This is a genomic window from Shewanella sp. ISTPL2 (genome assembly GCF_013283205.1).
Taxonomy (GTDB): domain Bacteria; phylum Pseudomonadota; class Gammaproteobacteria; order Enterobacterales; family Shewanellaceae; genus Shewanella; species Shewanella oncorhynchi.
This window is the reverse complement of sequence record NZ_JAAPAV010000001.1, coordinates 2,351,334-2,377,651: the sequence shown is the minus strand read 5'-3', so window position 1 is coordinate 2,377,651 and position 26,318 is coordinate 2,351,334. Positions and strand designations below refer to the sequence as shown.

Here is a 26,318-nt window from a genome sequence, read left to right as displayed (position 1 = left end):
TTTCAAATTCCTTTTTATTCACCCAAAAATGTGTCACAAAAAAGTCCAGCGAACTGGACTTAATACAACAGACAAAAGTTAACCGATTAAGGGTTAATGTCCATCAAAAAACAAGTAATTCAGCCAACCTTGCATCCTCAGCAATACTTTACGCATCACAGCGACATGATGGAAATGTTCAGTATAAATTGCAACCTGCCCAGAAACACCCGCAGGAAATTGCTTACGGATAGCATCATCTTCGATATCAATCAGCACAATCACGCGACCATTTTGAAATAAACGAGCCGATGACTGCAGCGCGCCGCCCATTTGAACTTCACCTTCAGCCATAGCGGGTAATATTTTCGCCACTTTTCCCTTAAAGATTTGTCCTGGAGCGGCATCCAATATCACTTCAGCTTCATCACCTTCCTGCAAACGCATTAACGAGTTTTGCCAGAATGCCCCCGCAAAGTAGCGTTGCTCGTCGGGAATAAAGCTCATTACTGGACGTAATGGTAAAGGCACTGCCATCGCTCCCGCACGAAGTGCCATTTGCGTTACCACACCATCTGCAGGTGCCCGCACGACTGTCTGTTCTAAATCGTAGAGTGCACTGGCTAAATCAGCTTGCAAGCCAGCCACTTTGGTATTAACACCATCAATATTAGATTCATAGGCCAGCCTGACACGCAGTTCTTCAGCATTCGCGACGGTCAGTTGTGCCTCTGAGGCTAAGTACAATTGACGCCTATTATCGAGTTCTAGTTCAGTAAAAGGCGAATTCGCGCCCCCTTTCTTGCGGCCTAACTCATAACGCTCGAAGGCAGATTTATTACGGTCTTTATCGGCCCTAGCGCGCTCTACATTAGCCTTAGCCGACTCCCACGCCGCGGCGAGTTGTGGCACTTGGAGCTCTGCTTCCATCAAAGCAGCGCGTTTACGTTTAACAACGGCCTCGAAGGGAATAGGATCGAGACGAAATAACACATCCCCTTGTTTAACAGGCACATTAGGCTGCACTTCCACCGAAGTCACTAAGCCTTTTACTGCGGGTGTGATAGGGATAGTGACAAAATATTCACGGGCAAAACGAGAATAAGGATGGTTGTAATTCATCACGAGCAATAAGGTACCAATAATGAACACTCCACCCAGCACTGCAGTAGGAACAGTCCATTTATTCATCGGAATTTTAAAGACTTTAAAGATAGCAATACACACGGCCGCATAGGTGAGTATGAGTAATAAATCCATGTTATACCTCAACTTTGTCTGTTTTTATCGCATCCACAGCAGGCGCTATATTCATGGGAGTTATTTGCTCTAACTGTTCAAGCCGAGTCTGAAGCCCTCTGACCGTCTCGCGCAATGAATTCACATCCTCCTCTAAAACTAATTCTCGCTTCATTACAGTATTGAACCCCCAACCGCGATCTTCACGGTATAAAGTCGCCCAGATCCATAAAAATGGCCAAATTGCATGTAGGGTGAATAGACTCACCCACCCGGCGATATGCAATGCATCTTGCTGGGGATGATTACGCTTTTTGGCTATTTCATAGGGGATATCATGAATGGCAATGACACCATAAAACATGATAATGATGACGAAAAATAAAATACCTAACGCAAAGTAATCTAAGAACATCCGCATCTCCTTGTATTAATAATATGTATTCCATCCCAAAGATTAGTGGATGGTCCCCAAACATGCTACCAACATGACATTAACATTTGAGTTTACTCTCAACCTCAGCCCCAATATTAACCAAAGATATGCTGTTTCGTTTTTGCCCCCAGTGATCCGGGACACACTTGTCGATTTACTCCATGACCCTAAAGCCTGTTCAGGCTAAACTAGCCACATCATTGCGACATAGAACGCAAGCATAAAACTCATCATCCCTACAATCTCAAAGGTACCCACACATGATAGGCACTCCCTACACTGAGGGCGCACGACGCGCCATGTTGCTCGGCTGCGGTGAACTTGGCAAAGAAGTGGCCATTGAACTGCAACGCTTAGGCGTTGAAGTGATTGGCGTTGACCGTTACGCCAACGCCCCCGCCATGCAAGTCGCGCATCGCTCCCATGTGATCAATATGCTCGATGCCAACGCCCTGCGTGCGGTTATCGAGTTAGAAAAACCGCACTTAGTCATCCCAGAAATTGAAGCCATCGCCACCCAAACCTTAGTGGACATGGAAGCCGAAGGGGTGAATATTATCCCAACAGCTCGGGCAACAAAGCTCACTATGGACAGGGAAGGTATTCGTCGTCTCGCCGCTGAAACCTTAGGTTTACCGACTTCTCCGTATTTTTTCTGTGATACCGAAACCGAATTTAATCAAGCGATTAGTGAAATTGGCGTTCCCTGTGTGGTGAAGCCAGTCATGAGTTCCTCGGGCAAAGGCCAAAGCGTTATTCGCGATATCGCCCTCAGCCATAAAGCGTGGCAATACGCCCAAGAAGGCGGACGCGCCGGCGACGGTCGCGTGATAGTCGAAGGCTTTATTCCCTTCGATTATGAAATCACCCTGTTAACCATCAGCGCAGTCAACGGCATTCATTTTTGTGCGCCCATTGGCCACAGGCAAGAAGATGGCGATTATCGCGAGTCATGGCAGCCACAAGCCATGTCCGATGAAGTGTTAGCAAAATCCCAAGCAATTGCGAGCAAAGTCGTCGAAGCCCTTGGCGGTTATGGATTATTTGGCGTAGAACTGTTTGTTAAAGGCAATGAAGTGTATTTCTCTGAAGTCTCGCCAAGACCCCACGACACAGGCTTAGTCACACTCATCAGCCAAGATTTATCAGAATTTGCCCTACATGTGAGAGCGATTCTCGGCCTGCCTATTCCCAATATCCATCAGCATGGTCCAAGTGCCTCGGCGGTTATTTTGGCCGAAGGCACCTCAAACAATATCCGCTATCAAGGGATTGGTGCGGCATTAGAAGCGGTCAACACTCAGCTTAGATTATTCGCCAAACCCGATATTGATAGTCGCCGCCGTTTAGGTGTCGCGCTTGCCCGTGATATCGATATCGACAGCGCAATCAGCAAAGCACTCGATAGCGCCAGTAAAGTAAAAGTCATCTTTTAAGCGGGTTTAACCGTTTAAAATTGGCTTTAAGTACAAGCGACACATCAAAGGGAAATGCGCTTTAATGCCATTTCCCTTTTTCAACACAGAGCCGTATCTAAAATCCGTACCAATAAAAAGTGACTGCCCAAAATCGACAGTCCCAAATCGACAGAGTAAACTAGCGCCCTTTCTTGCTAGCCATCATCCTAAGTTGTGGCTTAACTCAGATAATTAACTCCGATAATTAACCCAGATAAGTAAAACCAACAGTAGACCCCAATATGCATCTTCAGCCTTCTTGCTTTACCTCTTTCACACAAGCCATTGATGCCTATGCCCTGCCGCAACGTTTTACCTTTCCTTTCTATTACGAACCGCATCCATTATGCGTGATCGCAGCCAACGAATTACAACGCCACCTTGAGACTCAAAACGATTGGCAACATAACTTTGGCCTCACGGGGGAGTTAACCGGTGCCATTGGTAAAATGTTTGGTGTACTTTTAGTGCAAGATCCGCAGGGAGATGTGGGCTATTTGTCGGCATTTTCGGGCAAGTTAGCTGAGCAGAACCATTGGCCACGCTTCGTTCCACCTGTGTTTGATATGCTGGCTAAGGACAATTTTTTCCACGCCGAAAATCTGCAAATCAACCAAATTAACGAGCAGCTACTTGCAGTAGAAAATCATCCCGATATTCCTCGGCTATCGAGCGAACTCAACGCTGAGCAAGCTCAAGCACAAGCCAAGCTTGCCGCCCACAGGCAAGTGATGATCGACGGCCGTCAATCCCGCAAGACGCAGCGCAATCAACTCGCAGTGCAATGGGCTGCCAATCCGACTGATGAGACTTTACGTGAAAATACGGCAATCGAAGCTAAACTCAGCCAAGAAAGCATTAATGAAAAGAATCAGTTAAGAGATATTAAACGCTATTGGGATGAACGTATCCATGCCATCAGCCAAGCATTAACTCTGCTCACTGATAAGCGTGACGCATTAAGACTACAGCGTAAACAGCTCTCGGCGGCGCTGCAGCAAAAGCTGTTTGAGCAGTATCGTTTTTTGAATATTCGCGGCTCAGAAAAAAGCCTTAACGGCATATTTAACGGGACGGTTGAGTTAACGCCGCCAGCAGGCTCGGGAGAATGTGCCGCCCCTAAGTTGCTACATTACGCCTTTAAACACGGTCTTAAACCATTGGCGATTGCCGAATTTTGGTGGGGGGCGCCGCCAAAATCAGAAATTCGCCAACATAAGCAGTTTTATCCTGCCTGTCTGCGTAAATGCCAGCCTATCTTGGGGCATATGCTCGAAGGGCTTGTTGTCGATGATAATCCCCTGCTGACGAACCCTGCCGAAGGCAAAACCTTAAACATCCTCTACCAAGACGAGGCGATGGCGATTGTGAACAAACCCGCCGAATTTTTATCAGTGCCCGGCAAAGAGATTGAAGACTCAGTGTATTCGCGCATGCGGCAAACGTTTCCCAATGCCACTGGACCACTTATCGTCCACAGGCTCGATATGTCGACCTCGGGATTAATGGTGATCGCATTGACAAAAGACGCCCATAAACAGCTGCAAAAACAGTTTATCCAGCGCACAGTGACTAAGCGTTATGTGGCACTTTTAGCAGGGATCCCTACAGCAATGGCAGATAAGCAGGCAGCAGGACAAATCTCTTTACCCCTACGTGGCGATTTAGACGATAGACCGAGGCAACTCGTTTGCCACGAGTTTGGCAAAGCGGCCCAAACCTATTGGGAATTAAGCCATATCGATGAAATGGCACGTACAGCCCGCGTATATCTATCCCCAAAAACGGGCCGAACCCATCAACTCAGAGTTCACTGCGCCCACTCAGAAGGGCTAAATACGCCCATTTTGGGTGACGATCTGTACGGCACTCGTGCCAATCGCCTGCATCTGCATGCAGATTTATTGATACTTCAACATCCCGTCACCCGTGAACAGATGCGCTTTCAAGTCGCTCCTGATTTTTGAGATCTGAGTTCTGATATTGATTAGCAAGGCACCAAAAGGAAAACCAAGCTTAGTGGGCATTATCAGAAGTTTGACCGCGATGTATAAGTGGCATTTTTCAGGCATAGTAATGTCTCACTCAAAACGGAATCGACAGCAGTAGTATGGGCATAGGCAATCTGGTTAAAAACATAAGCCAAAATCAATGGTTCTTATTTGCTTTGTTGAGCGCCGCCGTATTTATGAGCGCCTGTCAGCCAGCATCGAACGCTAATGAAACCACGGCTAGCCCAAATACCAGTGTCGCAGTAAAAGCCGCTACAGAAGCAACAACGCTTCGAGCGCCACTCGCGCAGGAAGTCTATATCTGGCAGCGCCAATGGCGCCCCGCCAATCAAACGGCATTAGTGCAAAGCCAAAGTGCATTCCAAGGATTACGTATTTTAGCGCTGCAAGCACATCCCAAAACCAATGGCGCAGACATTTGGTTTGAAGTTGCGGTCAATCATGCTTGGTTGCAGGCAGATCCTAGGCCAAAAATTGCCGTGATTCGCTTAGATGGTCAGTTCGCGCATTTAAATGATGAACAAGTGATCAATAAAATCAGCCAAGTACTAGCAAATTGGCAGGCAAAAGGCACGCACATCGCGGGGGTTGAAATCGACCACGACAGTGCCAACAGTAAACTGCCAGCCTATCGGGATTTTCTTAAAAAGCTTAAAGCGCAGTTACCCGCAGAACTCAAACTCAGCATTACTGCACTGCCCGCTTGGCTCAGTAGCGCCGATTTTCCCGTGTTACTCACCAGTATTGATGAACTGGTGCTACAAATTCACAGCGTAAGCGATCCACGCCTCGGACTATTCGATGCGACTCAAGGTTGGCAGTGGGTGCAGCAACTCTCAAATATCAGCACTGTTCCTTACCTTATTGCGCTCCCCGCCTATGGTTCGGCGGTCATCAGTACAGCTTCAGGTTATAAAGTTGAAAGTGAAACACCGCTGCGCGATCAACTCAAATCAGCCAATGTAGTACAGGAACTGATGGCCGATCCTCTAGTATTACAAGCCTTTGTGCAAAAACTACACACTCAAAAAGATGCCAAACTCAGAGGCATTATCTGGTTTAGGCTGCCGCTGGAAGGGGATAAAAGGGTTTGGCCACTCAACACCTTAATCGCCGTTGCACAGCAAGGTGAACTTGCCGCCAAGATTGAATTAGTGATCTCAAGCGATAACGAGGCCACAACCCAAACGACATTAGCCGCTGAAAATAAGCCAAAAAATCTGGAAATCCACAGGCCACAGCTATTTCAACTGAGCTTAATGAATCACGGTAATATTGCAGGTGAAATTCCTCCTCTTTTGTCGCTAGCGGGACAAGCTTGCAGCGGGTATGATGCGCAAAATGGCTATAGCGTAATACAAAAAGATGGGCTGTTAACGTGGCAATGGCGAGCTGAGAATACAGCAGCGTTGACACCAACCAAAACAGTTTCACGCACTGCAATCATGCCTATGCCGCAATCAAACAGAGACATTCAAACACACATGCTCAACCCTGGCGGCCAAAAAGTGATAGGCTGGGCACGTTGTGAGTCATTATATTTACAGGGAATTTATGCGCCATAAGCCAAAACTATCATTTACCATGGCAATACCCAATCGGGCTTTTATGCTTAAAAAGACCACGCTCATTTGTTTAAGCTTATTTTCCCCTATGCTATTGGCCTGCGGCCCCGATTTTCCTTTGCAACTCACTCAGGATAGGCAGAGCAATCTCAGTTATTTACCGCAAACCTCTTTCAGCCAGCAGCTCACCGCCCTCGCAAAACCTTTGCCTTGGCAGTATCAAGATGCACCCGCTGCACAGGAATATCTCTGGGATGAAGTGCATAGCCGTTATCTTTCACAAACTCGCGCCTTTGAAAACAGCGAGTTAAGTGACGCCCATTTAGCCTTAGTGAACACTTTGCGGGATGCAACGGGCCCCATTGAAGCCGAGCAAATGGCCGCTAAGTTAGACAAAGATCTACCACAAGCGCTAACTTGGTACACCTTAGGTGCCGTAGCGTTTGAAGCAAAAGATTATGAGAGGGCGAGTAACTATTTCAGCAAAATCATCAAATTACCACAAAGTGAACGCGCATCTCGTAGCCTGTGGGCACTCTATTCGCTGTCGCGTATTGAGCTTATCTTAAGCAAAACTTCGGCTGATCCTGAACATTTTAATCGTGCCAATGCTTACCTGACACAATTACAAACCGAAGTCGCACAAGGCGCAGCCGATCCCCTGCGTTTGAGTTTAGCGAGCTTAGGTGAACAAGCCTATATCCTGCTACACCAAGGCCAGCCGCTCCCGCAATTGACCAATCAAGCTACAGGTGAAACTGAGTCAGAGCTGCAAATGGCTCTCACCCCTGATGCACTGAATAAAGCTATTGAGCTCTATGCCACCCAATCGGTACAGGGCGATAGCGGCGGTTATGATTCCTTATTGATGTTAAGCCGCACTTTGATGAGTAAAGAGATTGCTGAACTTAAGCCGCTACTGCAACAGGCGAGCGTGCAGCAGTTATTGATTGCCTATTGGCAAAGCAGCACTAATGAATTTGCCTATAATGGCCAGCTTTCGGAAATGGGATTAAAGGTTGCTGAGCTCCTTAAAGTATTTCCAACGGATGGCTTACAGCTCAACCATGGCGATAAATTAGCGGCGATTTATTACCAGTTAGGGGATTATGCCAGTGCTGAGCGCCTATTAACGCTAGCGAAACCGAGCGGCCTCACTTGGTGGCTCAACGCAAAATTAATGCTACAAAAGGGCGATCAAGCAGAAGCGGCCAAGGCCTATGCTCAGGCTGCGCGTCACTTCCCTGAGCAGCTCAATAAGATCTCGGCCACTGTTGACGCTAAAGAAACTCAGCAACAAGCCATTAATGCCGATGAAGATACAGCCACTTACTGCCGTATTCGTGCCGAGCAAGGGGTGTTGTCACTAGAGCGTGGCGAATATGTCGATGCGCTCAATCACTTACTCGCCAGCGGTGATGAGTACTGGCAAGACATCGCCTATGTGGCGGAGCGCGTACTCACCACGGCTGAACTTAAGCTATTTATCGACGAACATGTGCCATTTATCGCCTTTGAATACCCTAAAGACAGCGACTGGTACGATAATATTGAGCCAATTAACAACCGCTTGCGCTACTTGTTAGGTCGCAGGCTATTACGCGAAGGCGCGATAGCTGAAGCGCCGGTTTACTTCCCTAATCCTAAACTGAATGCCAGCGCCCTTGCCTACGGCACAGAGCTGAATGCAGCAAAAAAAACAAAAGGCATTGATAGCGCGAAAGCCTATTGGGCTGTTGCCGAACTTGCTCGCCACCAAGGCATGGAACTCTTAGGATTTGAATTAGCCCCGGATTACACTATTTACCAAGGTGTGTTCGATCTAAGTGATTGGAATGAGCCGAGCAAACTGGCTGAGAAAGAACAACTGCGGATCAGCGCCAGCCAAGCAATTCCCGATAAACGCTTCCATTATCGCTACACGGCAGCAGAACTAGCCAACAAGGCATCGGATCATGTACCCCACAACAGCCAAGCCTATGCAGCGCTACTCTGCCAAGCCACAGGTTGGGTCTTGTATCGAGATCAAGAACTTGCCCTACGTTACTACAAAAAATACGTCGCCAACGGCCCCTTTGTGCCTTGGGCCGAGAACTTTGGTTTGCAGTGTGAAGCGCCCGATTTTGACGGTGCAGTAAAACGAGCGCAGGCGAATGAAATGGCAGAATGGAACGCCCTGTACCACAAGCTGAAAAAGCCCGTCGTATTTGGCGTATTAGCCCTCACAGGCTTATTGGGTGTGTGGTGGATGCGTAGAAGAAAAACTCAATAATAAATAACCATTTACGTCTTTCTCTCTCAACGTCGATATGATGAAAGAGAGAAAGACGCATACCGCTTTACTTATTCACGCAGTTAATCACTTCCCCCTTCAAATAACCGTTCAAATTCGCCACTGCGATATTGAGTAGACTTTGCCTTGCTTCCTTCGTCGCCCACGCATTATGCGGGCTAATGCTGATATTCGGTGCATGCAATAAGGGATTATCCGCGCTGGGCGGCTCGGTCGATAATACATCGACACCGGCAAATAGGCGGTTTTGCGAAAGCGCTGCTGCAAGCGCGGCCTCATCAATTAATCCACCGCGCGCTGTATTAATCAGCAGCGCATTAGGCTTCATCAAGGCGAGGGTTTGTTGATTGATAAATTGCTCAGTTTCTGGAGTAAGCGGACAATGGAGCGAAATAATATCTGATTCGCTAAGCACAGTATCACGTTGTGCCCACGTTACGCCTTGGGGTAAACCCTTGATGATTGAGCGAGTATTGACAAGAACTTTCATCCCGAATGCGAGGGCGAGTGTTCCCACCTGCTGACCGATATCGCCATAACCTATTAAGCCTAAAGTCTTGCCTTTTAAAGATTGCAACGGCATTAAAGTAAAACAAAAATCTTGGCAGTTCACCCACCGGCCGTCGACCACAGCTTGATGATGGGCGGCCACGGCTTGGGTGTGATGCAGAATATGGGCAAACACCATTTGCGCAACGGCATCAGGCGCATAAGCGGGCACATTAGTGACCACTATACCTTGCGCTTTAGCTGCCGCGATATCGACAACGTTCGTGCCCGTGGCCAATACGCCTATGTATTTGAGACTAGGAAGTTGTGCTAGCGTCTTTGCAGTCAACGGCGTTTTATTGGTGAGAATGACTTCAGCACCTTGGGCTCGCGCGACAATATCAGCGCCACTTGTGCGGGAAAAACACGCAAACTCGCCTAATTCATTTAAGGATTGCCAGCTGAGATCGCCAGGATTTAAGGTTTCACCATCAAGTACGACTATTTTCATGCCACTAAATCTCCTTTTAAGACGATGCGTTAGATCTAAAAACTGACTTTGAGCCCAAGGTTAGCCTGAGCCTGCCACATCACATCCGACGTAATATGCCATAAGCAATCATCTTCATTGCAAAACAGCGAAGTGTCACTCTTGATAAAAGTCGCATAACCCCGAATATCCGCAAACAAGCCAAAGTGTGGCGTCACTTGATACTCTACCCCGCCACCAATTCCCATGGAGAAACGCGTTTCGCTCGACCAACCGCTAGGCAGCATGCGGGTGATCCCCGCGCTGGCGGTGACATAGGGCTGGATATCGCCACGGGGGAAATATAAAGTGCCACCCAAATGGATATAATCTAAATCTAACGAGGTAAGAAAGTCTGGCGTAAACAAGCCGCCACTTTTCAGTTCAGAGGCTTGATGACTATATAAAAGATAAATATTACCGGGATCATTCGTACCAATACCCACCATCAAACCGTAATGGCTCGACTCCTCGACCTTCACATCGGCCTTATTACCCGTTTGATCTGTGTTGACCTCATATTGATTCACATCAAATTGACCGCCCCCCAGACTATAACCACCAAAAGGAGCGATAAATACCTCGGCCTGCGTAGACATAACCACAGGTAACAAACTCGCCAACAGCAACAAACGGTAAGTGTTTTTCATAATGAATTCCTTGTCTTTTACAAAAACCAATTTTATCAAGGCTAACGCATACCGCGCTCAGACTTGACTCTGTCATAGGCTGCTTGAATATCCTGAGCCTTACGATTAGCGAGCTCCATCATTTCCGGTGGCAACCCTTTCGCCACTAACTTATCGGGATGATGTTCATTCATCAATTTACGGTAAGCCCGTTTAACTTCTTGGTCGCTAGCTTCGTTCGTAATGCCAAGTAAACTGTAGGCATCAGTAATCGATGTTTTATTGCCACTCGATGTTTGATGGAAACGAAACTCCGCCTGCCAGCGTTTAAGTAATTCATCTAACTGCGCTCGACCATAACCTAACTCTTGAGCAATCGTCATCAAGATAGCGTGCTCAGCGGGATCCAATTCACCATCAGACAGTGCCGTTTGGATCTGGATTTCGATGAACATCTGCACTAACTCTTTGCGTCCCATCGTAATAACACGGAAAGCTTGTAAGCTGCTGCGCAGATCAAAATCCGCCGATTTACCCTCACGAAATGCCTGTTGCGCCTCTTTACGGGCTTCTCCCGTTAAACGCATTTGATCCATTAATAAGGTCGCAATGCGAATATCGGTTTCGGTAACATGTCCTGATGCTTTCGCCACATGCCCCATTACTGCAAATGTGGTATTAAAGAAAATGGCTTGGCGATTCTTAGCCTGCCCTAGGATCTGTCGAAAACCCACGCCCGATGCCGCACGCTTATCGTAAAGATGACCGAGCCACAAACCTAGCAGTGCCCCAAAAATACGGCCGAACATAAAGCCAATGACAAATCCAAAAAACTTACCCCAAAGCCGCATCTTATTTCCTGATTTCTATTATGAATTTGATGCACTAGCTTAATCCTATGGATATGCCAGCACCGAAATTTACTTGTTACTTTGTAACCTTAGTTCAAGCGCTTGCAATCGTGCAATGGTACCGACATCACACCAAAATCCATTAAACAAGGCACCACTAACTCTGTCTTGAGCCATTTGCGCTCTCAACAACGGACCCAGTGCAAAGGCGCCCTGCGGCGTGTCATGAAATAGTGCAGGGTGATAAATGCCTATGCCCGAAAACGTGTACTTAACATCGCCACGCTCCTGCACTTGATGACCATTCAAAGCAAAATCGCCATTTGGATGCTGCTCAGGATTAGGCACTAACCATAAGTGAGCGAGCCTATCCGCTGCCAGTTGCGTGATTGGCGGTAAAGCATCAATAAACACATCACCATTAATCACTAAAAAAGGTTCGTCGCTTCCGTCCTCACACAATAAAGGCAAAGCGCGTTTAATGCCGCCGCCGGTTTCTAACGCGCTCTCTTCAGCGCTATACCGAATGCGTACCCCAAAAGCGCTACCATCGCCCAGTGCTTCAACTAACTTATGCCCTAGCCAAGCATAGTTGATGACGATATCGACTATGCCTATCGCGGCAAGTTTTTCAATATGATAAACAATCAGCGGCTTACCTAACACTGGCACCATAGGTTTAGGCAAGCAGTCCGTTAACGGCCGTAACCTTTCCCCTCGTCCAGCGGCCAAGATCATGGCTTTCATTACTTAACCTCAGATGAAGACTGACTCACACTAAACGCAGGTAACACACGACGAGTTAACCAGTGTGCAAATAGCACGAGTTCGGGATACTGCAGCGAGATGTCGACAATATACGTTAATGTCAGTGGAATATCCGCCATATACGCAGGTTTACTATCGCGATAGTTTAACCGTGCAAAAATCCCCACCGCCTTAATGTGACGCTGTAAGCCCATGAGATCAAACCAAGTTTGATATTGCTCAAAAGGTATCTGTGCGGGAATAAAACCAAGCGCTAATGCTTGCTGATAATGATACCGCATCAAGTCTGCGACTAACGGCTGCGGCCAACGAATATAACAATCGCGTAGTAGTGATACCGCATCGTAAGTCACAGGACCAACGACAGCATCCTGAAAATCAATCACGCACAGCTTGTCCGCTTGCAGCATAAGATTACGGCTATGGAAATCCCTATGCATTCCCACACTAGGCTGAGATAGCGCATTGCCGACGAGGCGATCAAAAGTATCATTCAGCAATTGCAACTCTGCCGCGTCCAAAGACAAATTAAGATGTGTTCCTAACAGCCACTCAGTAAAAATGTGTAATTCACGGCGCACAAAGGCTTCATCGTAGTTAGGTAATGCCTGAACTAAACCGCTATCAAGATTTTTGCACTCAATCACAGCGGCCACTTGCGGTAATAAATCGAGCGCCTGACGGTAAAACCGTTCCACATTTTGTACCGTCAATACAGATAAGAGTTGGGTATCGCCCAAATCACTCATCAACATAAAACCCAAATCGGCATCGGCGTGGATTACTTTTGGAACTGTCAGTCCCACGGCTGAATAAGCATTCGACAGTGCAATAAAGGGGGCGATAGGCACTAACTGAGGCGGTGAATCGGCGGCGATAAAGGTGGCATCGGGCATCGAAATCCGAAAGTAACGCCTAAAACTTGCGTCTCCGGAAATCAACACAGGCATCACCTCACAGGAAAAATAAGCATTCAGCCACTGATTAAGGGAAAGAAATCTCGGATCGGATAAAGTCATTTCATGGCTCTTAAAGAAAAATTGCTTTATTATAGCTGGCATAGAATTTGGAAACAGCTAAGAAATTGAGAGATTTATTAAGCGATGTTGCGTTTGTCAATTGCAACTTTCCCCATCCATACTTGTCCAGAATAAGAAATCATAATTACTGACCTAAAGATGCAGATCCGATACCTTCTGGCCCTGAGCCTGTTACCGCAATTAGTCCTGGCAGACGACTCTCTAACCGCTTCGGCATCCCAATGCTTAATCGAACCGCCAGTACCCCGTATCGTATCTCAAACCCAAGGGATGAGTGCGGCTGAACTCAACAAAATACGTATTGCGTCTGATAACACCAATGCCGAAATGGGGAAGCAGGCGATTTTCCGTGGCGATGTGGTTTTTAGCCAAGGCGATAGGCACATAGCAGCCGATGAGGCGATTTTAGATCAAGCTACTGAACAGTTTGATGCCAATGGTAATTTAGTCTTTCAAGACAGTAACTTCACCGTTACAGCCGAATCCTTACAAGCTCAAATGCGGACAAACCGTGCCACCCTTAAAGGCGCACAATATTGGATCCATGGCCAACAAGTTCACGGTGATGCCGAAAAACTGCAAATTACTATCAATAACAATTTAATTTTAACGAATACCAACTTCACTACTTGCCCTCCTGACAATGTGTCTTGGCTACTCGAGGCCGAAAAGATCAAGATCAACAGTGAAGAAGAATGGGGCGAAATTTGGAATGCCAAACTAAGAATTGGCGGTGTACCTGTATTCTATATTCCCTACATGACAGTCCCCGTTTCAGACAAACGTAAATCTGGCTTTCTCTACCCTAGTTTTAGCACTAGCACTACTGATGGTGTCGAAATTTCCGCACCCTATTATTGGAATATTGCCCCAGAGTACGATTTAACATTTACACCTAGCTATATGTCAAACCGTGGTTTATTCACTAAAACAGAGTTTGGTTATCTGGCGGGTGAGGCCCAAAATGGCCGAGTCAATTTAGAATATCTAGGCAATGACAAATTGATCGATGGTAGCCCGAATCGCTACTTATATAACTGGCAGCATCAAGGGGCGATCGACAAAAATTGGCGCGTATTAGCGAATTTTACCGATGTATCAGATAACAATTATTTCAATGACTTAAAGTCAGATGTTAACCGTGCAACCGATAACCAGTTATCACGCATAGGTGAAATCAGCTACTTCGAAAGTAACTGGGATCTAAGCACCCGAGTACAAGATATTAAAGTACTGGGTGAGGATGAAAAACCATATCAAGTCATGCCTCAGGTTAACTTTAACTATCGCGCTGCTGATTTTTGGAACAATTTAGATTTTGGTTTCAATTCGGAGCTAACGAATTTTGCCCATCAGGACAACAATGTTAATACGGCGACTCGTTTGTACATGTCACCAAGCGTAACTCTGCCAATACATGGGCCTTCAGGCTCGCTCACCAGTCAAGTTAAGTTGATGCAGACCAATTATTGGCAGCATAACGAAGATCCAGACATAGTTGTTGACGACACAGTGAATCGCACCATCCCGCAGGTACGGATTAATGGTCAAATCAACTTCGAACGTTTTACTGAGCTTTTCGATCAAAACTACCGCCAAACGCTCGAGCCACAATTTCAATATCTTTATGTCGGCTACGAAGACCAACGCAACATAGGCATTTATGATACGGCTCAATTACAGGACGACTACTTTGGTCTATTCCGTGATCGTCGCTTCTCGGGTCTGGATCGGATTTCCGATGCAAATCAAGTCACTCTAGGAGTTACCACACGCCTGTTTGATAGTCACAACCAAGAAGCCACTAAATTCAGCCTAGGACAAATTTTTTACCTGCAAGACAGTAAAGTCGGTTACGAAGACAGTATTTTTGAGTCTAATCAATCAACTTCAGTACTTGCTGCAGAGTTAGATACCCGCTTGTCCCATGATTGGTATATGGGGGCTGCGATTCAGTACGATACCAACACCAGTGACAATAAAAAATCCGAAGTCACCTTAGATTTCAGACCTGAAGCGAATAAATTGCTGCAATTTAGCTATCGCTATGTCCCAGATTTATTGAACTCAAATACCAATGATACAGTGAACATCTCCCAAGCGGGCGTTCGTGGCGCTTGGCCAATCAGTGATGACCTCTACTTTGTTGGTAATTGGTATTATGACCTTAACGAAAGTCGCAGTATTGAAACTTACACAGGTATCCAGTACGAATCATGCTGTTACGCAGTAAGACTTAGTTATCATTACCGCATTAAAACCAACTATGACGACAATATAGGTTCTGCCACAATTGATCCTCGTGAGCAGTTTGATAGTGGTGTCTACCTGAACTTAATCATTAAGGGACTCGGTGGTTCTGGCCCATTAGGCGTATCCGATATGCTCAATGACGGCCTGTTTAACTACAGAAAACCGCTTTATCTGAGGAATTAGCAAAGAATTGTGATAGATTGCTGAACCTCAACAAGGACTCAGAGTCCAAACAGATTAATGAGTGCTTTACCGTTCACCTTTTGCTAAAGCGAATAAAAGCGGATCTTAAGGTCTAACCTTGCACTCAAATGCGTCGCCAAAAAATTACATTAGGGCAACTCACTGTAATTTCGATATAAATGGTAAAGTTATTTCAATTAAGCCGTCGAACCTGACCTTAGAACGTGCCAAGGATTTTGTGGATGAAACCCAGTAAACATCTGATTTTTGCTTTATTTGCACTCGCGATCAGCCAACCTACATTGGCCGCACCCCAGCCGCTCGACCGCGTTGCAGTCCAAATTAACGACGGCATAGTGCTCGAAAGTGAAATCACTAACATGATTGACACTGTTAAAGCGAATGCCAAAGCAGCAAACCAATCGTTACCTTCTGACAGTGCCCTGCGCACTCAGGTGATTGAGCGTTTAATCTTAACTCGCCTACAATTGCAAATGGCCAGTCGTATAGGGCTGAATATTGGTGACTTACAACTAGACCAAGCGATTGAAAACATCGCGCGTGAACAAAAAATGTCTGTCGCGCAGATGCAACAAAAAATTGAAAGCGAAGGTTTAAGTTTCAGCCAATACCGCGAACAATTGCGCGAAGAAATCACTCTAGGTGAAATTCAACGTATTCAAGTACAACGCCGTATTCAAGTATCACCACAGGAAATTACTAGCCTAGTCAAACTCATCCAAGAACAAGGGATGAAAGATGTGGAATACCAAATTGGCCATATCCTGATTGACGTGCCTAATAACCCCACCAGTGAACAACTCGAAGCATCAAGCAAACGCGCCAATATCGTATTAGAACGTTTGAAGAGTGGTGAGGATTTCCGTCGTACCGCTATCGCTTCTTCTTCAGGTCCTAAGGCACTCGAAGGCGGTATTTGGGATTATATGAACATCAACGAAATGCCAACTCTGTTCGCCGAAGTGATTAACGGTGCGAAAATGGGTGACATTATCGGCCCGATTAAGAGTGGTGCAGGTTTCCATATTATTAAGATCATGGATGCTCGCGGCCTACAAACCAAAGAAATCGAAGAAGTTAGAGCGCGCCACATTTTGCTCAAGCCATCGCCGATCCTGTCAGAAGACCGCGCTAAAGCCATGCTTGAGCAATTCCTGAAGCAAATCCGCTCAGGTGAAGCTAAGTTTGAAGACCTAGCGCGTCAGTACTCAGAAGATCCTGGTTCGGCCACAAAAGGTGGTGAATTAGGTTGGGCAGAACCAAGCATTTACGTACCTGAGTTTGCTCAAACGCTCAATAGTTTGAAAAACGACCAAATTAGTGAGCCATTCCGTACGACTCACGGTTGGCATATCACTCAATTAGAAGAACGCAGAAAAACCGACGCCACGGATCAGTTCAATAGCAACCGTGCGCACCAGTTGATCTTCCGTCGCAAATTTAACGAAGAACTGCAAAACTGGCTAGACGAAATGCGTTCAGACGCATACATTGAAATCTTCCAGCCAGAGACCAATCGAGGTTAATTCTAATTGAGCACTAAACGTATTGCCGTTACCCCTGGCGAACCCGCAGGTATTGGCCCCGATTTAGTCGTACAACTCGCTCAGCAGGCTTGGCCTGCTGAGTTAGTCGTTTGTGCGGATCCAGAATTACTTGCGAGCCGTGCGAAACGACTCGGTTTGCAAGTGACTTTCCGCCCTTACCAGCCAAATCAAGCTCCTAAGCCACAAGAAGCGGGCACATTAACCATAGCGCCCTTTAAATTAGTGAGCGAATCGATTTGCGGTCAGCTCGATGAGCAAAACAGCACTTATGTAGTTGAAACCTTGCGTTATGCGGGCGAAAAAAACATGAGCGGCGAGTTTGATGCTGTCGTGACAGGCCCAGTGCATAAAGGCATTATCAATCAAGCAGGTATTTCCTTTAGTGGCCATACTGAGTTTTTTGCCCATCAAGCAAATTGCCCCGATGTAGTGATGATGCTGGCAACGCCGGGTTTGCAAGTGGCACTCGTGACCACCCATATTCCTCTGGCCTATGTTGCAAAAGCCATAACACGCCAACGCTTACAGCATATTATCAAGATTCTACATGCCGATCTCATCAGCAAATTTGGCATAGTTTCACCGAAAATTTATGTCTGTGGTCTCAATCCACACGCTGGTGAAGACGGCCATTTAGGGCGTGAAGAAATCGACGTGATTATTCCTGCACTCAACGAGTTGCGTGAAGAGTTCCAAATGAATATTGTCGGCCCATTACCGGCCGATACTCTGTTCCAACCTAAATATTTACAGGACGCCGATGTCGTCTTGGCCATGTACCATGACCAAGGACTTCCCGTTCTCAAGTCACAAGGATTTGGCAAATCGGTAAACATCACCTTAGGTTTACCTTATATTCGTACCTCGGTTGACCATGGTACGGCGCTCGATCTCGCGGGTACAGGCAAGGCCGATATTGGCAGTTTTGTCTGTGCTCTGAATAAAGCCATTGAGTTATCCTCAAAGAACTAAACGATTACATTATTAATGAGCAACAAAGTACATTTAGGCCACACGGCCAGAAAGCGTTTCGGACAAAACTTCCTTACCGACGGCAATGTGATTGACCGCATTGTGGGTGCAATTGCACCCGATAATCACCATGTGATGGTCGAAATCGGCCCTGGCCTTGGTGCCTTAACAGAACCTGTAGCCGATGCTGTGGATAATCTGACTGTCGTCGAACTCGACCGCGATCTGGTTGAACGCTTACATCAACACCCAGTCCTTAAAAATAAACTGACTATTCACCAAGGTGATGCACTGCAGTTTGATTTTGGCCAACTGAGTGTGCCTGGCAAAAAGATGAAAGTATTTGGTAACTTACCTTACAACATTTCAACGCCGCTGATGTTCCACCTGTTCGAATTTGCCGAACAGATTGAAACCATGCACTTTATGCTACAAAAAGAAGTGGTACTGCGCTTATCGGCAAGCCCAGGCTGTAAAGCCTATGGCCGTTTAACGGTCATGGCACAATACTTCTGCCAAGTAGTTCCGGTTCTCGAAGTGCCGCCCCACAGCTTTACCCCTGCGCCTAAAGTGGACTCAGCAGTCGTACGCTTATTGCCATACGCCGTAAAGCCGTTCCCTTGTAAAGATGTGACCGTACTACGCCACCTTTGTACTACCGCATTCAACATGCGTCGTAAGACTCTGCGTAATAACTTAAAGCACATGTTATCTGACGATGAGTTCGAGCAGTTAGGGATTGACTCAAGTCAACGCCCAGAACAGATTAGCGTGCAGCAGTATGTTGCTATGGCTAACATGGTTTGCGATAAGAAAGCATAAATATGTCAGGGCACTTAGGTGCCCTTAGACCAGAGCCTAGGAACAAGAATGAGCGCATTGGACACCTCCATTCGGGTCGAAGTCAAAACTGAGTATATAGAGCAGCAGTCCTCGCCCGAGGATGAAAAGTACCTCTTCAGTTACACCATCACTATCATCAATTTAGGTGAGCAAGCGGCTAAACTTGAAACTCGTCACTGGATAATCACTGATGCCAATGGCAACACCAGTGAAGTCCAAGGTGCCGGTGTTGTCGGTGAAACGCCAACCATAGCGCCGAATACTGCCTATCAATACACCAGTGGTACTGTGCTCGATACGCCACTTGGCATAATGCACGGCACTTATGGTATGGTCAGCGAATCGGGTGAGCGTTTCCAGGCGACAATCCGTCCCTTCCGTTTAGCGACCCCAGGCTTACTACATTAATATCGTTAGGAAAGGGGTACTGTGGCGCATTATTTTGTTGGTGATATTCAAGGCTGTTTCGCTGAGTTACAAAAATTACTCGCTAAGGTCGATTTTAATCCTTCCTGCGATGAACTCTGGGCTGTAGGTGATCTTGTTGCACGCGGACCTGACTCCTTAGCTACGCTACGTTTTTTTCGCTCCTTAGGTGATTCCGCTAAAACGGTTTTAGGTAACCACGATCTCCATCTAATGGCATTACACGGTAAGCTCAAGCGCGCTAAACCCAGCGATAATCTCACTGAAATTCTAGAATCCCCCGATATCTCAGCCTCAATTGACTGGCTGAGACAACAACCTCTTATGCGTGAATTACCTGAACACCAACTCATTATGAGTCATGCGGGTGTACCACCTCAGTGGTCGCTGGAGGTATTAAGAGAAGAATCCGCACTCGTCAGTCGCGCCCTCAAGCACGATGATTATCTTGAGACATTAATAAGCCAAATGTATTCAGATACCGCAGAGCAATGGGATCCAAGTGCAATTGGCATAGAGCGCTTACGTTATTGCATCAATGCATTAACACGCATGCGCTATCTTTATGTCGATGGCCGACTTGATTTTGATTGCAAACAACCTCCTGAAAACTGTACTAATCCACAACTCAAACCTTGGTTTGAGTTTGCTTCGCCGCTGCGCCAGAGTCATACCTTAGTTTTTGGCCATTGGGCTGCGTTGATGGGCAAGGTCGACGATACTAAATTAAAGGCTTTAGATACAGGCTGTTGCTGGGGTGAGCACTTAACCTTATGGCATCTTGAAAAAGACCAAAAAATTACGCAAAAAAAGTTAAAAAAGAGTTAAACTAAAACAGCTTAAAGTCGATAACAGACTGAGCCGCCTAACCCTAAATATCACCCTGTTTTCATTTGGAAAAATATAATAAAAATCGGAGTATCCTATGAAATTTAATGTAGCCACCAGAGTGATTGGCGGATTTGGTATTGTCACACTTTTACTCGTGTTGCTAGGATTTACATCTTATTTAACCAACAATAGCCTAAAAGCCAGCTCTGCTATGATGCAAGAATTAAGCTTGCCCGCGCTGAAATCGACAAACCACCTTAGTGAAGCATTGAGTGAGCAACAAAGACAAATCCTCATTGCCTATAACACCCCTAGATCGGCAAATATCCCGAATATTCGTAAAGTGTTTGAAGACCACGGGACTCAGTTCAAAAACGAAATTGCCACCCTCACTCAGTTAGTCAAGAGCCAGCAGAATCTATCTTCTTTAATTGCCCAATTAAGCGGCAGCTTTGCCACCTTTGAGCGAGATAGTATTGCCATGATCGCCGAACGTGAGGCCTCATTGAGCAAGCAAGAACAGCTAGTTGAACTAAAGAAAAAGCTCGAAAATGCCGCCGATGATGCCTCATCAGAACTGCTCGATATTGTTGATTTAGAAAGCAGTCAGAATCCCGATGAGCAGAGTCTTGCTGCATCAGCCAGCGCTATTGATACTAGTCTCGGAAATATCATCACTACTATTGCAGATTTAGTAACGAATGACGAAGACAGTAAGCACGAACTGATCTCAAAGGAACTTGACTACATTATCAGCGAAACCAAGAACAAACTTGAATATGTGAATCGTCACGGTCAAGGTATTGTCGAAGCGGATACCTTAAGCTCGGTCACTAAAGATATTGAAAAAGTATTAGCGCTCGTCACCGGTCCGCAATCTATGTTGCAGCTAAAATCGAGTCAGCTCTCACACGCCAAAGAAGCAGTGATAAAACTTGGCATTATTGAAAATGATGTGAAAGTCATCAATTCCAACATGAATGATGTCAGCGATAACATCGAACTTGTTGCCGCAAACATGAGCAATGACACCATAGCCAAAATTGACTCTGCCAGCATACAAACCATGATTGTCGTGTTAATAGCAATCGTTGTCGCAGTGATTGTGAGTTTTGCTGTGGTGAATCCGTTAAAACGCTCACTCAGCCAAGTGAACAATGCCCTTAACGTCTTAGCCTCAGGCAACCTTACCCATAAACTAGATGATTCTGGACACGATGAATTTGCCGAACTAGCAAAAAACTGTAATCGTCTCGTCGATAGCTTACGCAGTTTAATCATAGGTATTCTAGATAGGTCAAATCAACTTGCCGCGGCAGCCGAACAAACATCAGCAATCACAGCGCAAACCACCTCAGGCATACAAGAACAAAAAAGCCAAGTTGACCAAGTGGCTACTGCGACAACTGAACTTAGCTCTAGTGCTCAGCAGGTGTCTTTAAGTGCCAATCAAGCCCTTGAGCAAATCAAACAGGCTGATCAAGAAACTCAGCACATGCGTGCCATTGCACAAGAGAACAAACTGACTATTTTGGCTTTAGCCGATGAAGTGGCCAAAGCGGGTGTTGTGATTAATAAAGTGCAGTCGGACAGCGCCTCTATTGGCTCAATTTTGGATGTGATCCGTGGTATTGCAGAACAGACTAACCTACTCGCCCTTAACGCCGCTATTGAAGCCGCCCGTGCGGGTGAACAAGGTCGTGGTTTTGCGGTAGTTGCCGATGAAGTGCGTAGTTTAGCCTCACGCACTCAAGTGTCGACCCGAGAGATCCAACAGATGATCGAAGTGTTGCAGCAAGGTGCAGAGCAAGCCGTTGCCGCCATGGATATGGGGCGTGCTCAAGCCAACGCCTGTGTTGAAAAAACGGAGCAAGCCAACATTGCCCTCGAGACCATCAGCCAATCTGTGCATAAGGCCTATGATTCTGGCACCCATATCGCCCATGCTGCGCAGGAACAGAATTTAGTAAGCCAGCAAGTTTCTGAAAAACTAGAGCATATTGCAGCAATTTCAGAAGAAACCGCTATCGGTGCAGATCAAACGGCTCAGTCTAGCCATCAAGTCGCCAAATTAGCCGAAGAACTCCAAGCTTCGGTCGGTGAATTTAGAGTCTAATGTTTATCACCACTAAAACCTAGGGCCGCTTAGCGGCCCTTTCTTTTGAGACGAATTCACTTGCCTATCTTACTGACGACTCGAACTGTCCGGCCTTTGCACAAATTAAGGCCATAAAAAATGCCAAACTTAAGTTTGGCATTTTTATCTAACTTAATGCTAGATACTTGATATTAGACGTTTAATATAACGTAGCAGCAAATAGGGCTAAAGTGCCGCTAAGTTCAAATCCGCATTACTCTTCTTCACCGCCAGCAGCAGCGCCAAGACGCTCTTTCACTGCAGCAGTAATTGGGCTAGCACCATGACCGTTTGCTTCAGCCCAAGCTTGGATTGTCATCCCATCAGCTTCAGCAACACTCAATTCAGTCGCCGACAAACGCTTAGCCACAAACTCACCGGTATCGTTTGCACTCGCACCGTAAGCGGTGCGCAATAGACTTGCACCATCGCAACTGATACCACTGTAAATCTGACGTAACTTAACGCGGCTTTCTTTTAACTTTTTACGTAAGCGGTTTTTGTCGTTAGCTTTTACATAATCACAAAGACTCGCTACGAGTGGATCTTCCCCCGCAACAGCAGAGGTTGGTACAGCAATAGAACTAAATCCAATCAACGCAGCCAAGGCCACAGGCATAAGACGCATCCGATACTCCTTAATACTTTCTTATAGTTTTATTATCAATTCTGTATGGGCTGCATCTATTGTCTAAATGATATTGACCTCTTGGCTTTAGCTCTCGTTCGAAATCTAGGATAACGAAATAGGCTATCTCTTTCCGTGAAAACTAAATGTCCGATATGATGCAATACGTTAGATAAACTGACGCCCCATACACACAGGGTACACAACAGAAGCTGCAATTTAACATTTTTTTACCAAATTGATAAAGCGATATTCCAAACCAGCAGCATTTATACTCGCCAAAGATTCAGTTTCCTTCCAAGTCCCATCGTCCCAGTGGGGGAAAAATGTATCGCCTTCCACCTCAAGATTGATTTGCGTCAAATATAAGATATCGGCGCAGGGCAATAACTCGGCATAAAGCTGGCCACCACCTATAACCACTAACTCTTCACATTCACCAGCAGCTTGTTTGGCTGCATCAAATGAGGTCACACAGGTCACGCCCTCAATCACAAGATCCGTTTGGCGTGAAATCACTATGTTATGTCGACCAGGAAGGGGCCTACCGATTGACTCAAAGGTCTTACGTCCCATCACAACAGGCTTGCCTAGGGTCATCGCTTTAAAGTGACGTAGATCTTCTGGAAGATGCCATGGCATTTTATTATCTTTTCCGATGACTCGATTGTTTGCCATCGCGGCTATCATAGCAATGCGCATGCTCACTCCTGTTTTATAGAAATAGAATTATTGAATGACGGGGCGAGTCCTGAAATACAGCAAACTCGGCATGGCCAAACCCACGGCTAACGCCCCTAGAATAAAGACGGTTTTGAGGCCATTACTAATCACTTGCCCCGTCAGTTCAGGACTGACTTGAGATTGAGCGGTCAATTGCACTAAGGCAATCACAGTATTAAATGCATAAGTACCTGGGATCATAGGAATAATCGCGGCGACAGCATACATTAAAGGTGGCGCTAAGTGGCGCTTACCAAACCCTATGGTAATAATCCCTACTAATGCCGCTGCGGCGAAGGTTGCCCACTCGATTGGCAGACCAAACTGTAACATTAAAGTACGGGAACTGTGGCCAATGGCTCCCGCTAAAGCGCAGTAAGGAAGAAATCGTTTAGGAACATTAAATACCATAGCAAATCCTACGGCGGGAATTGCTGAGAAAAAAGCATCGTGCAGCAGCGTTATCAGTAATTCCATCATAGGAAAATTCCGCCGATCTGCATCGCAATCGTAATGCCAATCACAGAAGAAACTGTCAGCAAAGTAGCATGACCCCAGCGGGATATACCGACATTCATGTGCCCTTTTACCATGTCGGAAATCGCATTAATCATCGGAAAACCCGGCACTAACATCAGCACACTCGCGGCCATAGCAGCCTTAGGAGTTTCACTTAACTCAAACAAATAACCCGTTTGAGCCAGCATACTGGTGACGAAAGCTGTGATGGCAAAATTGACTAATAAATTAAAATGCCGCTTAGCAATTGCTAAACGTACCGACATACCCACTGCCGCGGCAAAAAAAGTAATCACGCATGCAGTGAGATCGCCATTAAATAAATGACAGAAGCTAGCGCACGACAGGCCAATCATGAATACCACTAAGCTAGGAGGATAGGTTTTAGGTTCAATCCGCGCCAAGCGTTTACGCACTTCATTTGGGCCATACAACCCCTTTTCAGCGAGTAAACAGATACGTTGTAATTCACAGACGACTGTCATGTTAATGCCATGCTCACGAATACGACGAGTAGTTGTGATACAGCGACCATGAACCAAACTGGTTAACACGAGGGAATTAGAGGAAATAGAGAGTTCTACGCTGGCAAGACCTAAAGCCTGACCTAGACGCTGGCTGATTTCTTCAACTAAATCAGATTCCGCGCCGTAGGCCAGTAGCAATTGTGCAGCACGCACAACTTGCCGAGTAATATCATTTTGAGTATCAGCGTACACAGAACTCTCAAAACTCAAAGATTACTATTATCTTTGGTAAATAACTTCTACGTCGTAGTCGTCATCATCAAAGTCGTCGTCATCATCTTCATCAACATAATCTTCATTCAATGAATCAAGGTTTGCTTGATGATAATTATCCCACTTGAACTCAACTTCACTATCTGGGTCGACTTCATTGTCTTCAGGTGGAAGACTCGCAATGTAATCGAGGAGTTTTAATGCCAACTCACTGGTACCGTCGCGGTTATAGGCGGAGATAGTATAAACATCGCCTTCCCAACCCATTTCTTTAACGATACGATCAACCTTCTCTTGCAGCTCTTCTTCAAGCAGCAGATCGGTTTTGTTAAAGACTAACCAACGCGGCTTACTCGCCAACTTTGGAGAATATTTCTCAAGCTCACCTACGATAGCGCGCGCAGACTCAACCGGATCGGTTCCGTCAATCGGCTCAATATCTATGATGTGCAGCAGAATACGACAACGCTCAAGATGCTTTAAGAACCGAATACCTAAACCCGCACCATCGGCAGCGCCTTCGATGAGACCAGGAATATCCGCAATCACAAAGCTTTGTCCAGGACGTGGATTAACCACACCTAAGTTAGGCACCAGTGTTGTAAACGGATAATCAGCCACTTTCGGCGTTGCACGGGAAACCGCACGAATGAATGTCGACTTACCCGCGTTAGGCATGCCAAGCAAACCAACGTCAGCCAGCAGTAACAACTCTAATTTAAGGCTACGAACTTCACCGGGTGTGCCTAACGTCTTTTGACGTGGGGCACGGTTAGTACTGCTCTTAAAACGAGTGTTACCTAAACCATGGAAACCACCTTTGGCAACCAATAGCTTTTGACCGTGGGTTGTTAAATCCCCAAGGACTTCTTCAGTATCATGATCGACCGCGCGAGTACCAACAGGAACTTTTAAGATCAGATCTTTACCGCTATGACCAGTACAATCACGGCCACGACCATTTTCGCCACGTTCAGCCATGTGAAAACGTTCAAAACGGAACTCGATCAAAGTGTTGAAGTTTTCGTCAGCTTGCAGGAAAACACTGCCACCGTCGCCACCATCACCACCATCAGGACCACCATCAGGTACATACTTTTCGCGCCTAAAGCTAACACAACCGCTACCGCCGTCGCCTGCTTCGACCCTAATTACTGCCTCATCGACAAACTTCATACTTACTCCTGGCACCACTGAATGAAGCAATT

23 protein-coding genes are annotated in these 26,318 nt (G+C 46.2%); 11 read left to right on the top strand and 12 right to left on the bottom strand.

Going from position 1 to position 26,318, the window contains the following annotated elements; genetic code table 11:
- Nucleotides 1-93 precede the first annotated feature (93 nt).
- A complete protein-coding gene (locus HUB64_RS10510) occupies nucleotides 94-1,239 on the bottom strand; it encodes an HlyD family secretion protein (RefSeq protein ID WP_105249984.1) in 1,146 nt (381 codons plus the stop codon).
- A 1-nt stretch (nucleotide 1,240) separates the two neighbouring features.
- Nucleotides 1,241-1,633, bottom strand: coding sequence for a DUF3302 domain-containing protein (locus HUB64_RS10505; RefSeq protein WP_028759246.1), 393 nt, complete (start codon nucleotides 1,631-1,633; stop codon nucleotides 1,241-1,243).
- Between the two features lie 281 nt (nucleotides 1,634-1,914).
- Here HUB64_RS10505 and purT point away from each other — a divergent pair, with 281 nt between their 5' ends.
- From purT to HUB64_RS10485, 4 genes are all read left to right on the top strand, one after another.
- The gene (purT, locus tag HUB64_RS10500; protein WP_173496955.1) at nucleotides 1,915-3,090 is read left to right on the top strand and encodes a formate-dependent phosphoribosylglycinamide formyltransferase; all 1,176 of its coding nucleotides are present in this window, start codon (nucleotides 1,915-1,917) and stop codon (nucleotides 3,088-3,090) included.
- A 263-nt stretch (nucleotides 3,091-3,353) separates the two neighbouring features.
- Entirely contained in the window at nucleotides 3,354-5,078 is a 1,725-nt protein-coding gene (locus tag HUB64_RS10495; protein ID WP_173246359.1) for an RluA family pseudouridine synthase, read from the top strand.
- A 143-nt stretch (nucleotides 5,079-5,221) separates the two neighbouring features.
- Nucleotides 5,222-6,688, top strand: a complete 1,467-nt coding sequence (locus HUB64_RS10490) for a DUF3142 domain-containing protein (protein WP_173246362.1) — start codon at nucleotides 5,222-5,224, stop codon at nucleotides 6,686-6,688.
- Nucleotides 6,678-8,960, top strand: coding sequence for a hypothetical protein (locus HUB64_RS10485; protein ID WP_173496954.1), 2,283 nt, complete (start codon nucleotides 6,678-6,680; stop codon nucleotides 8,958-8,960). Before HUB64_RS10490 ends, HUB64_RS10485 begins: the two co-directional genes overlap by 11 nt.
- A gap of 67 nt (nucleotides 8,961-9,027) precedes the next feature.
- Here HUB64_RS10485 and HUB64_RS10480 read toward each other — a convergent pair whose 3' ends face one another.
- The 5 genes from HUB64_RS10480 to HUB64_RS10460 form a co-directional block, all read right to left on the bottom strand.
- The gene (locus tag HUB64_RS10480; RefSeq protein WP_173496953.1) at nucleotides 9,028-9,981 is read right to left on the bottom strand and encodes a D-2-hydroxyacid dehydrogenase; all 954 of its coding nucleotides are present in this window, start codon (nucleotides 9,979-9,981) and stop codon (nucleotides 9,028-9,030) included.
- A 35-nt stretch (nucleotides 9,982-10,016) separates the two neighbouring features.
- Nucleotides 10,017-10,649 carry an outer membrane beta-barrel protein gene (locus tag HUB64_RS10475; RefSeq protein ID WP_173496952.1) on the bottom strand — a complete coding sequence of 211 codons (633 nt, stop codon included), beginning with the start codon at nucleotides 10,647-10,649 and terminating at the stop codon, nucleotides 10,017-10,019.
- A 41-nt stretch (nucleotides 10,650-10,690) separates the two neighbouring features.
- Nucleotides 10,691-11,479, bottom strand: coding sequence for a co-chaperone DjlA (gene djlA, locus HUB64_RS10470; RefSeq protein ID WP_113939902.1), 789 nt, complete (start codon nucleotides 11,477-11,479; stop codon nucleotides 10,691-10,693).
- Nucleotides 11,480-11,548: 69 nt separating this feature from the next.
- Nucleotides 11,549-12,226, bottom strand: coding sequence for an N-acetylmuramate alpha-1-phosphate uridylyltransferase MurU (gene murU, locus HUB64_RS10465; RefSeq protein WP_173496951.1), 678 nt, complete (start codon nucleotides 12,224-12,226; stop codon nucleotides 11,549-11,551).
- Nucleotides 12,226-13,266 (bottom strand): aminoglycoside phosphotransferase family protein, encoded by a 1,041-nt coding sequence (locus tag HUB64_RS10460; RefSeq protein ID WP_173496950.1) that lies wholly within the window; start codon nucleotides 13,264-13,266, stop codon nucleotides 12,226-12,228. The genes murU and HUB64_RS10460 overlap by 1 nt, the downstream gene beginning before the upstream one ends.
- Nucleotides 13,267-13,425: 159 nt before the next feature.
- On the opposite strand from HUB64_RS10460, the gene lptD reads away from it, so the two are divergent.
- The 7 genes from lptD to HUB64_RS10425 all read left to right on the top strand — a co-directional run bounded on the left by lptD (nucleotide 13,426) and on the right by HUB64_RS10425 (nucleotide 22,479).
- Entirely contained in the window at nucleotides 13,426-15,723 is a 2,298-nt protein-coding gene (gene lptD, locus HUB64_RS10455) for an LPS assembly protein LptD (RefSeq protein WP_173246378.1), read from the top strand.
- A 242-nt stretch (nucleotides 15,724-15,965) separates the two neighbouring features.
- Nucleotides 15,966-17,270: a peptidylprolyl isomerase SurA gene (surA, locus tag HUB64_RS10450; protein ID WP_105249993.1), complete on the top strand. Its 1,305-nt coding sequence runs from the start codon at nucleotides 15,966-15,968 to the stop codon at nucleotides 17,268-17,270.
- A gap of 6 nt (nucleotides 17,271-17,276) precedes the next feature.
- On the top strand, nucleotides 17,277-18,263 hold the full coding sequence (gene pdxA, locus HUB64_RS10445; RefSeq protein WP_105249994.1) for a 4-hydroxythreonine-4-phosphate dehydrogenase PdxA: 987 nt from the start codon (nucleotides 17,277-17,279) through the stop codon (nucleotides 18,261-18,263).
- Nucleotides 18,264-18,278: 15 nt separating this feature from the next.
- Nucleotides 18,279-19,085 (top strand): 16S rRNA (adenine(1518)-N(6)/adenine(1519)-N(6))-dimethyltransferase RsmA, encoded by an 807-nt coding sequence (rsmA, locus tag HUB64_RS10440; protein ID WP_028761527.1) that lies wholly within the window; start codon nucleotides 18,279-18,281, stop codon nucleotides 19,083-19,085.
- A gap of 48 nt (nucleotides 19,086-19,133) precedes the next feature.
- On the top strand, nucleotides 19,134-19,514 hold the full coding sequence (gene apaG, locus HUB64_RS10435) for a Co2+/Mg2+ efflux protein ApaG (protein ID WP_028761528.1): 381 nt from the start codon (nucleotides 19,134-19,136) through the stop codon (nucleotides 19,512-19,514).
- A gap of 21 nt (nucleotides 19,515-19,535) precedes the next feature.
- On the top strand, nucleotides 19,536-20,360 hold the full coding sequence (locus HUB64_RS10430; RefSeq protein WP_173496949.1) for a symmetrical bis(5'-nucleosyl)-tetraphosphatase: 825 nt from the start codon (nucleotides 19,536-19,538) through the stop codon (nucleotides 20,358-20,360).
- A gap of 97 nt (nucleotides 20,361-20,457) precedes the next feature.
- Nucleotides 20,458-22,479 (top strand): methyl-accepting chemotaxis protein, encoded by a 2,022-nt coding sequence (locus tag HUB64_RS10425; protein ID WP_173496948.1) that lies wholly within the window; start codon nucleotides 20,458-20,460, stop codon nucleotides 22,477-22,479.
- Nucleotides 22,480-22,714: 235 nt separating this feature from the next.
- On the opposite strand, the gene HUB64_RS10420 is transcribed toward HUB64_RS10425, so the two are convergent.
- The 5 genes from HUB64_RS10420 to cgtA form a co-directional block, all read right to left on the bottom strand.
- A complete protein-coding gene (locus HUB64_RS10420; protein ID WP_105249997.1) occupies nucleotides 22,715-23,128 on the bottom strand; it encodes a DUF3718 domain-containing protein in 414 nt (137 codons plus the stop codon).
- A 219-nt stretch (nucleotides 23,129-23,347) separates the two neighbouring features.
- Nucleotides 23,348-23,830, bottom strand: coding sequence for a type 3 dihydrofolate reductase (gene folA, locus HUB64_RS10415; RefSeq protein ID WP_028761532.1), 483 nt, complete (start codon nucleotides 23,828-23,830; stop codon nucleotides 23,348-23,350).
- A gap of 27 nt (nucleotides 23,831-23,857) precedes the next feature.
- The gene (locus tag HUB64_RS10410) at nucleotides 23,858-24,331 is read right to left on the bottom strand and encodes a threonine/serine exporter family protein (RefSeq protein WP_113939894.1); all 474 of its coding nucleotides are present in this window, start codon (nucleotides 24,329-24,331) and stop codon (nucleotides 23,858-23,860) included.
- Nucleotides 24,328-25,089: a threonine/serine exporter family protein gene (locus HUB64_RS10405; RefSeq protein ID WP_113939893.1), complete on the bottom strand. Its 762-nt coding sequence runs from the start codon at nucleotides 25,087-25,089 to the stop codon at nucleotides 24,328-24,330. The genes HUB64_RS10410 and HUB64_RS10405 overlap by 4 nt, the downstream gene beginning before the upstream one ends.
- Nucleotides 25,090-25,116: 27 nt before the next feature.
- Complete coding sequence (gene cgtA, locus HUB64_RS10400) at nucleotides 25,117-26,286, bottom strand: Obg family GTPase CgtA (protein ID WP_105250000.1); 1,170 nt, start codon at nucleotides 26,284-26,286, stop codon at nucleotides 25,117-25,119.
- Nucleotides 26,287-26,318 lie beyond the last annotated feature (32 nt).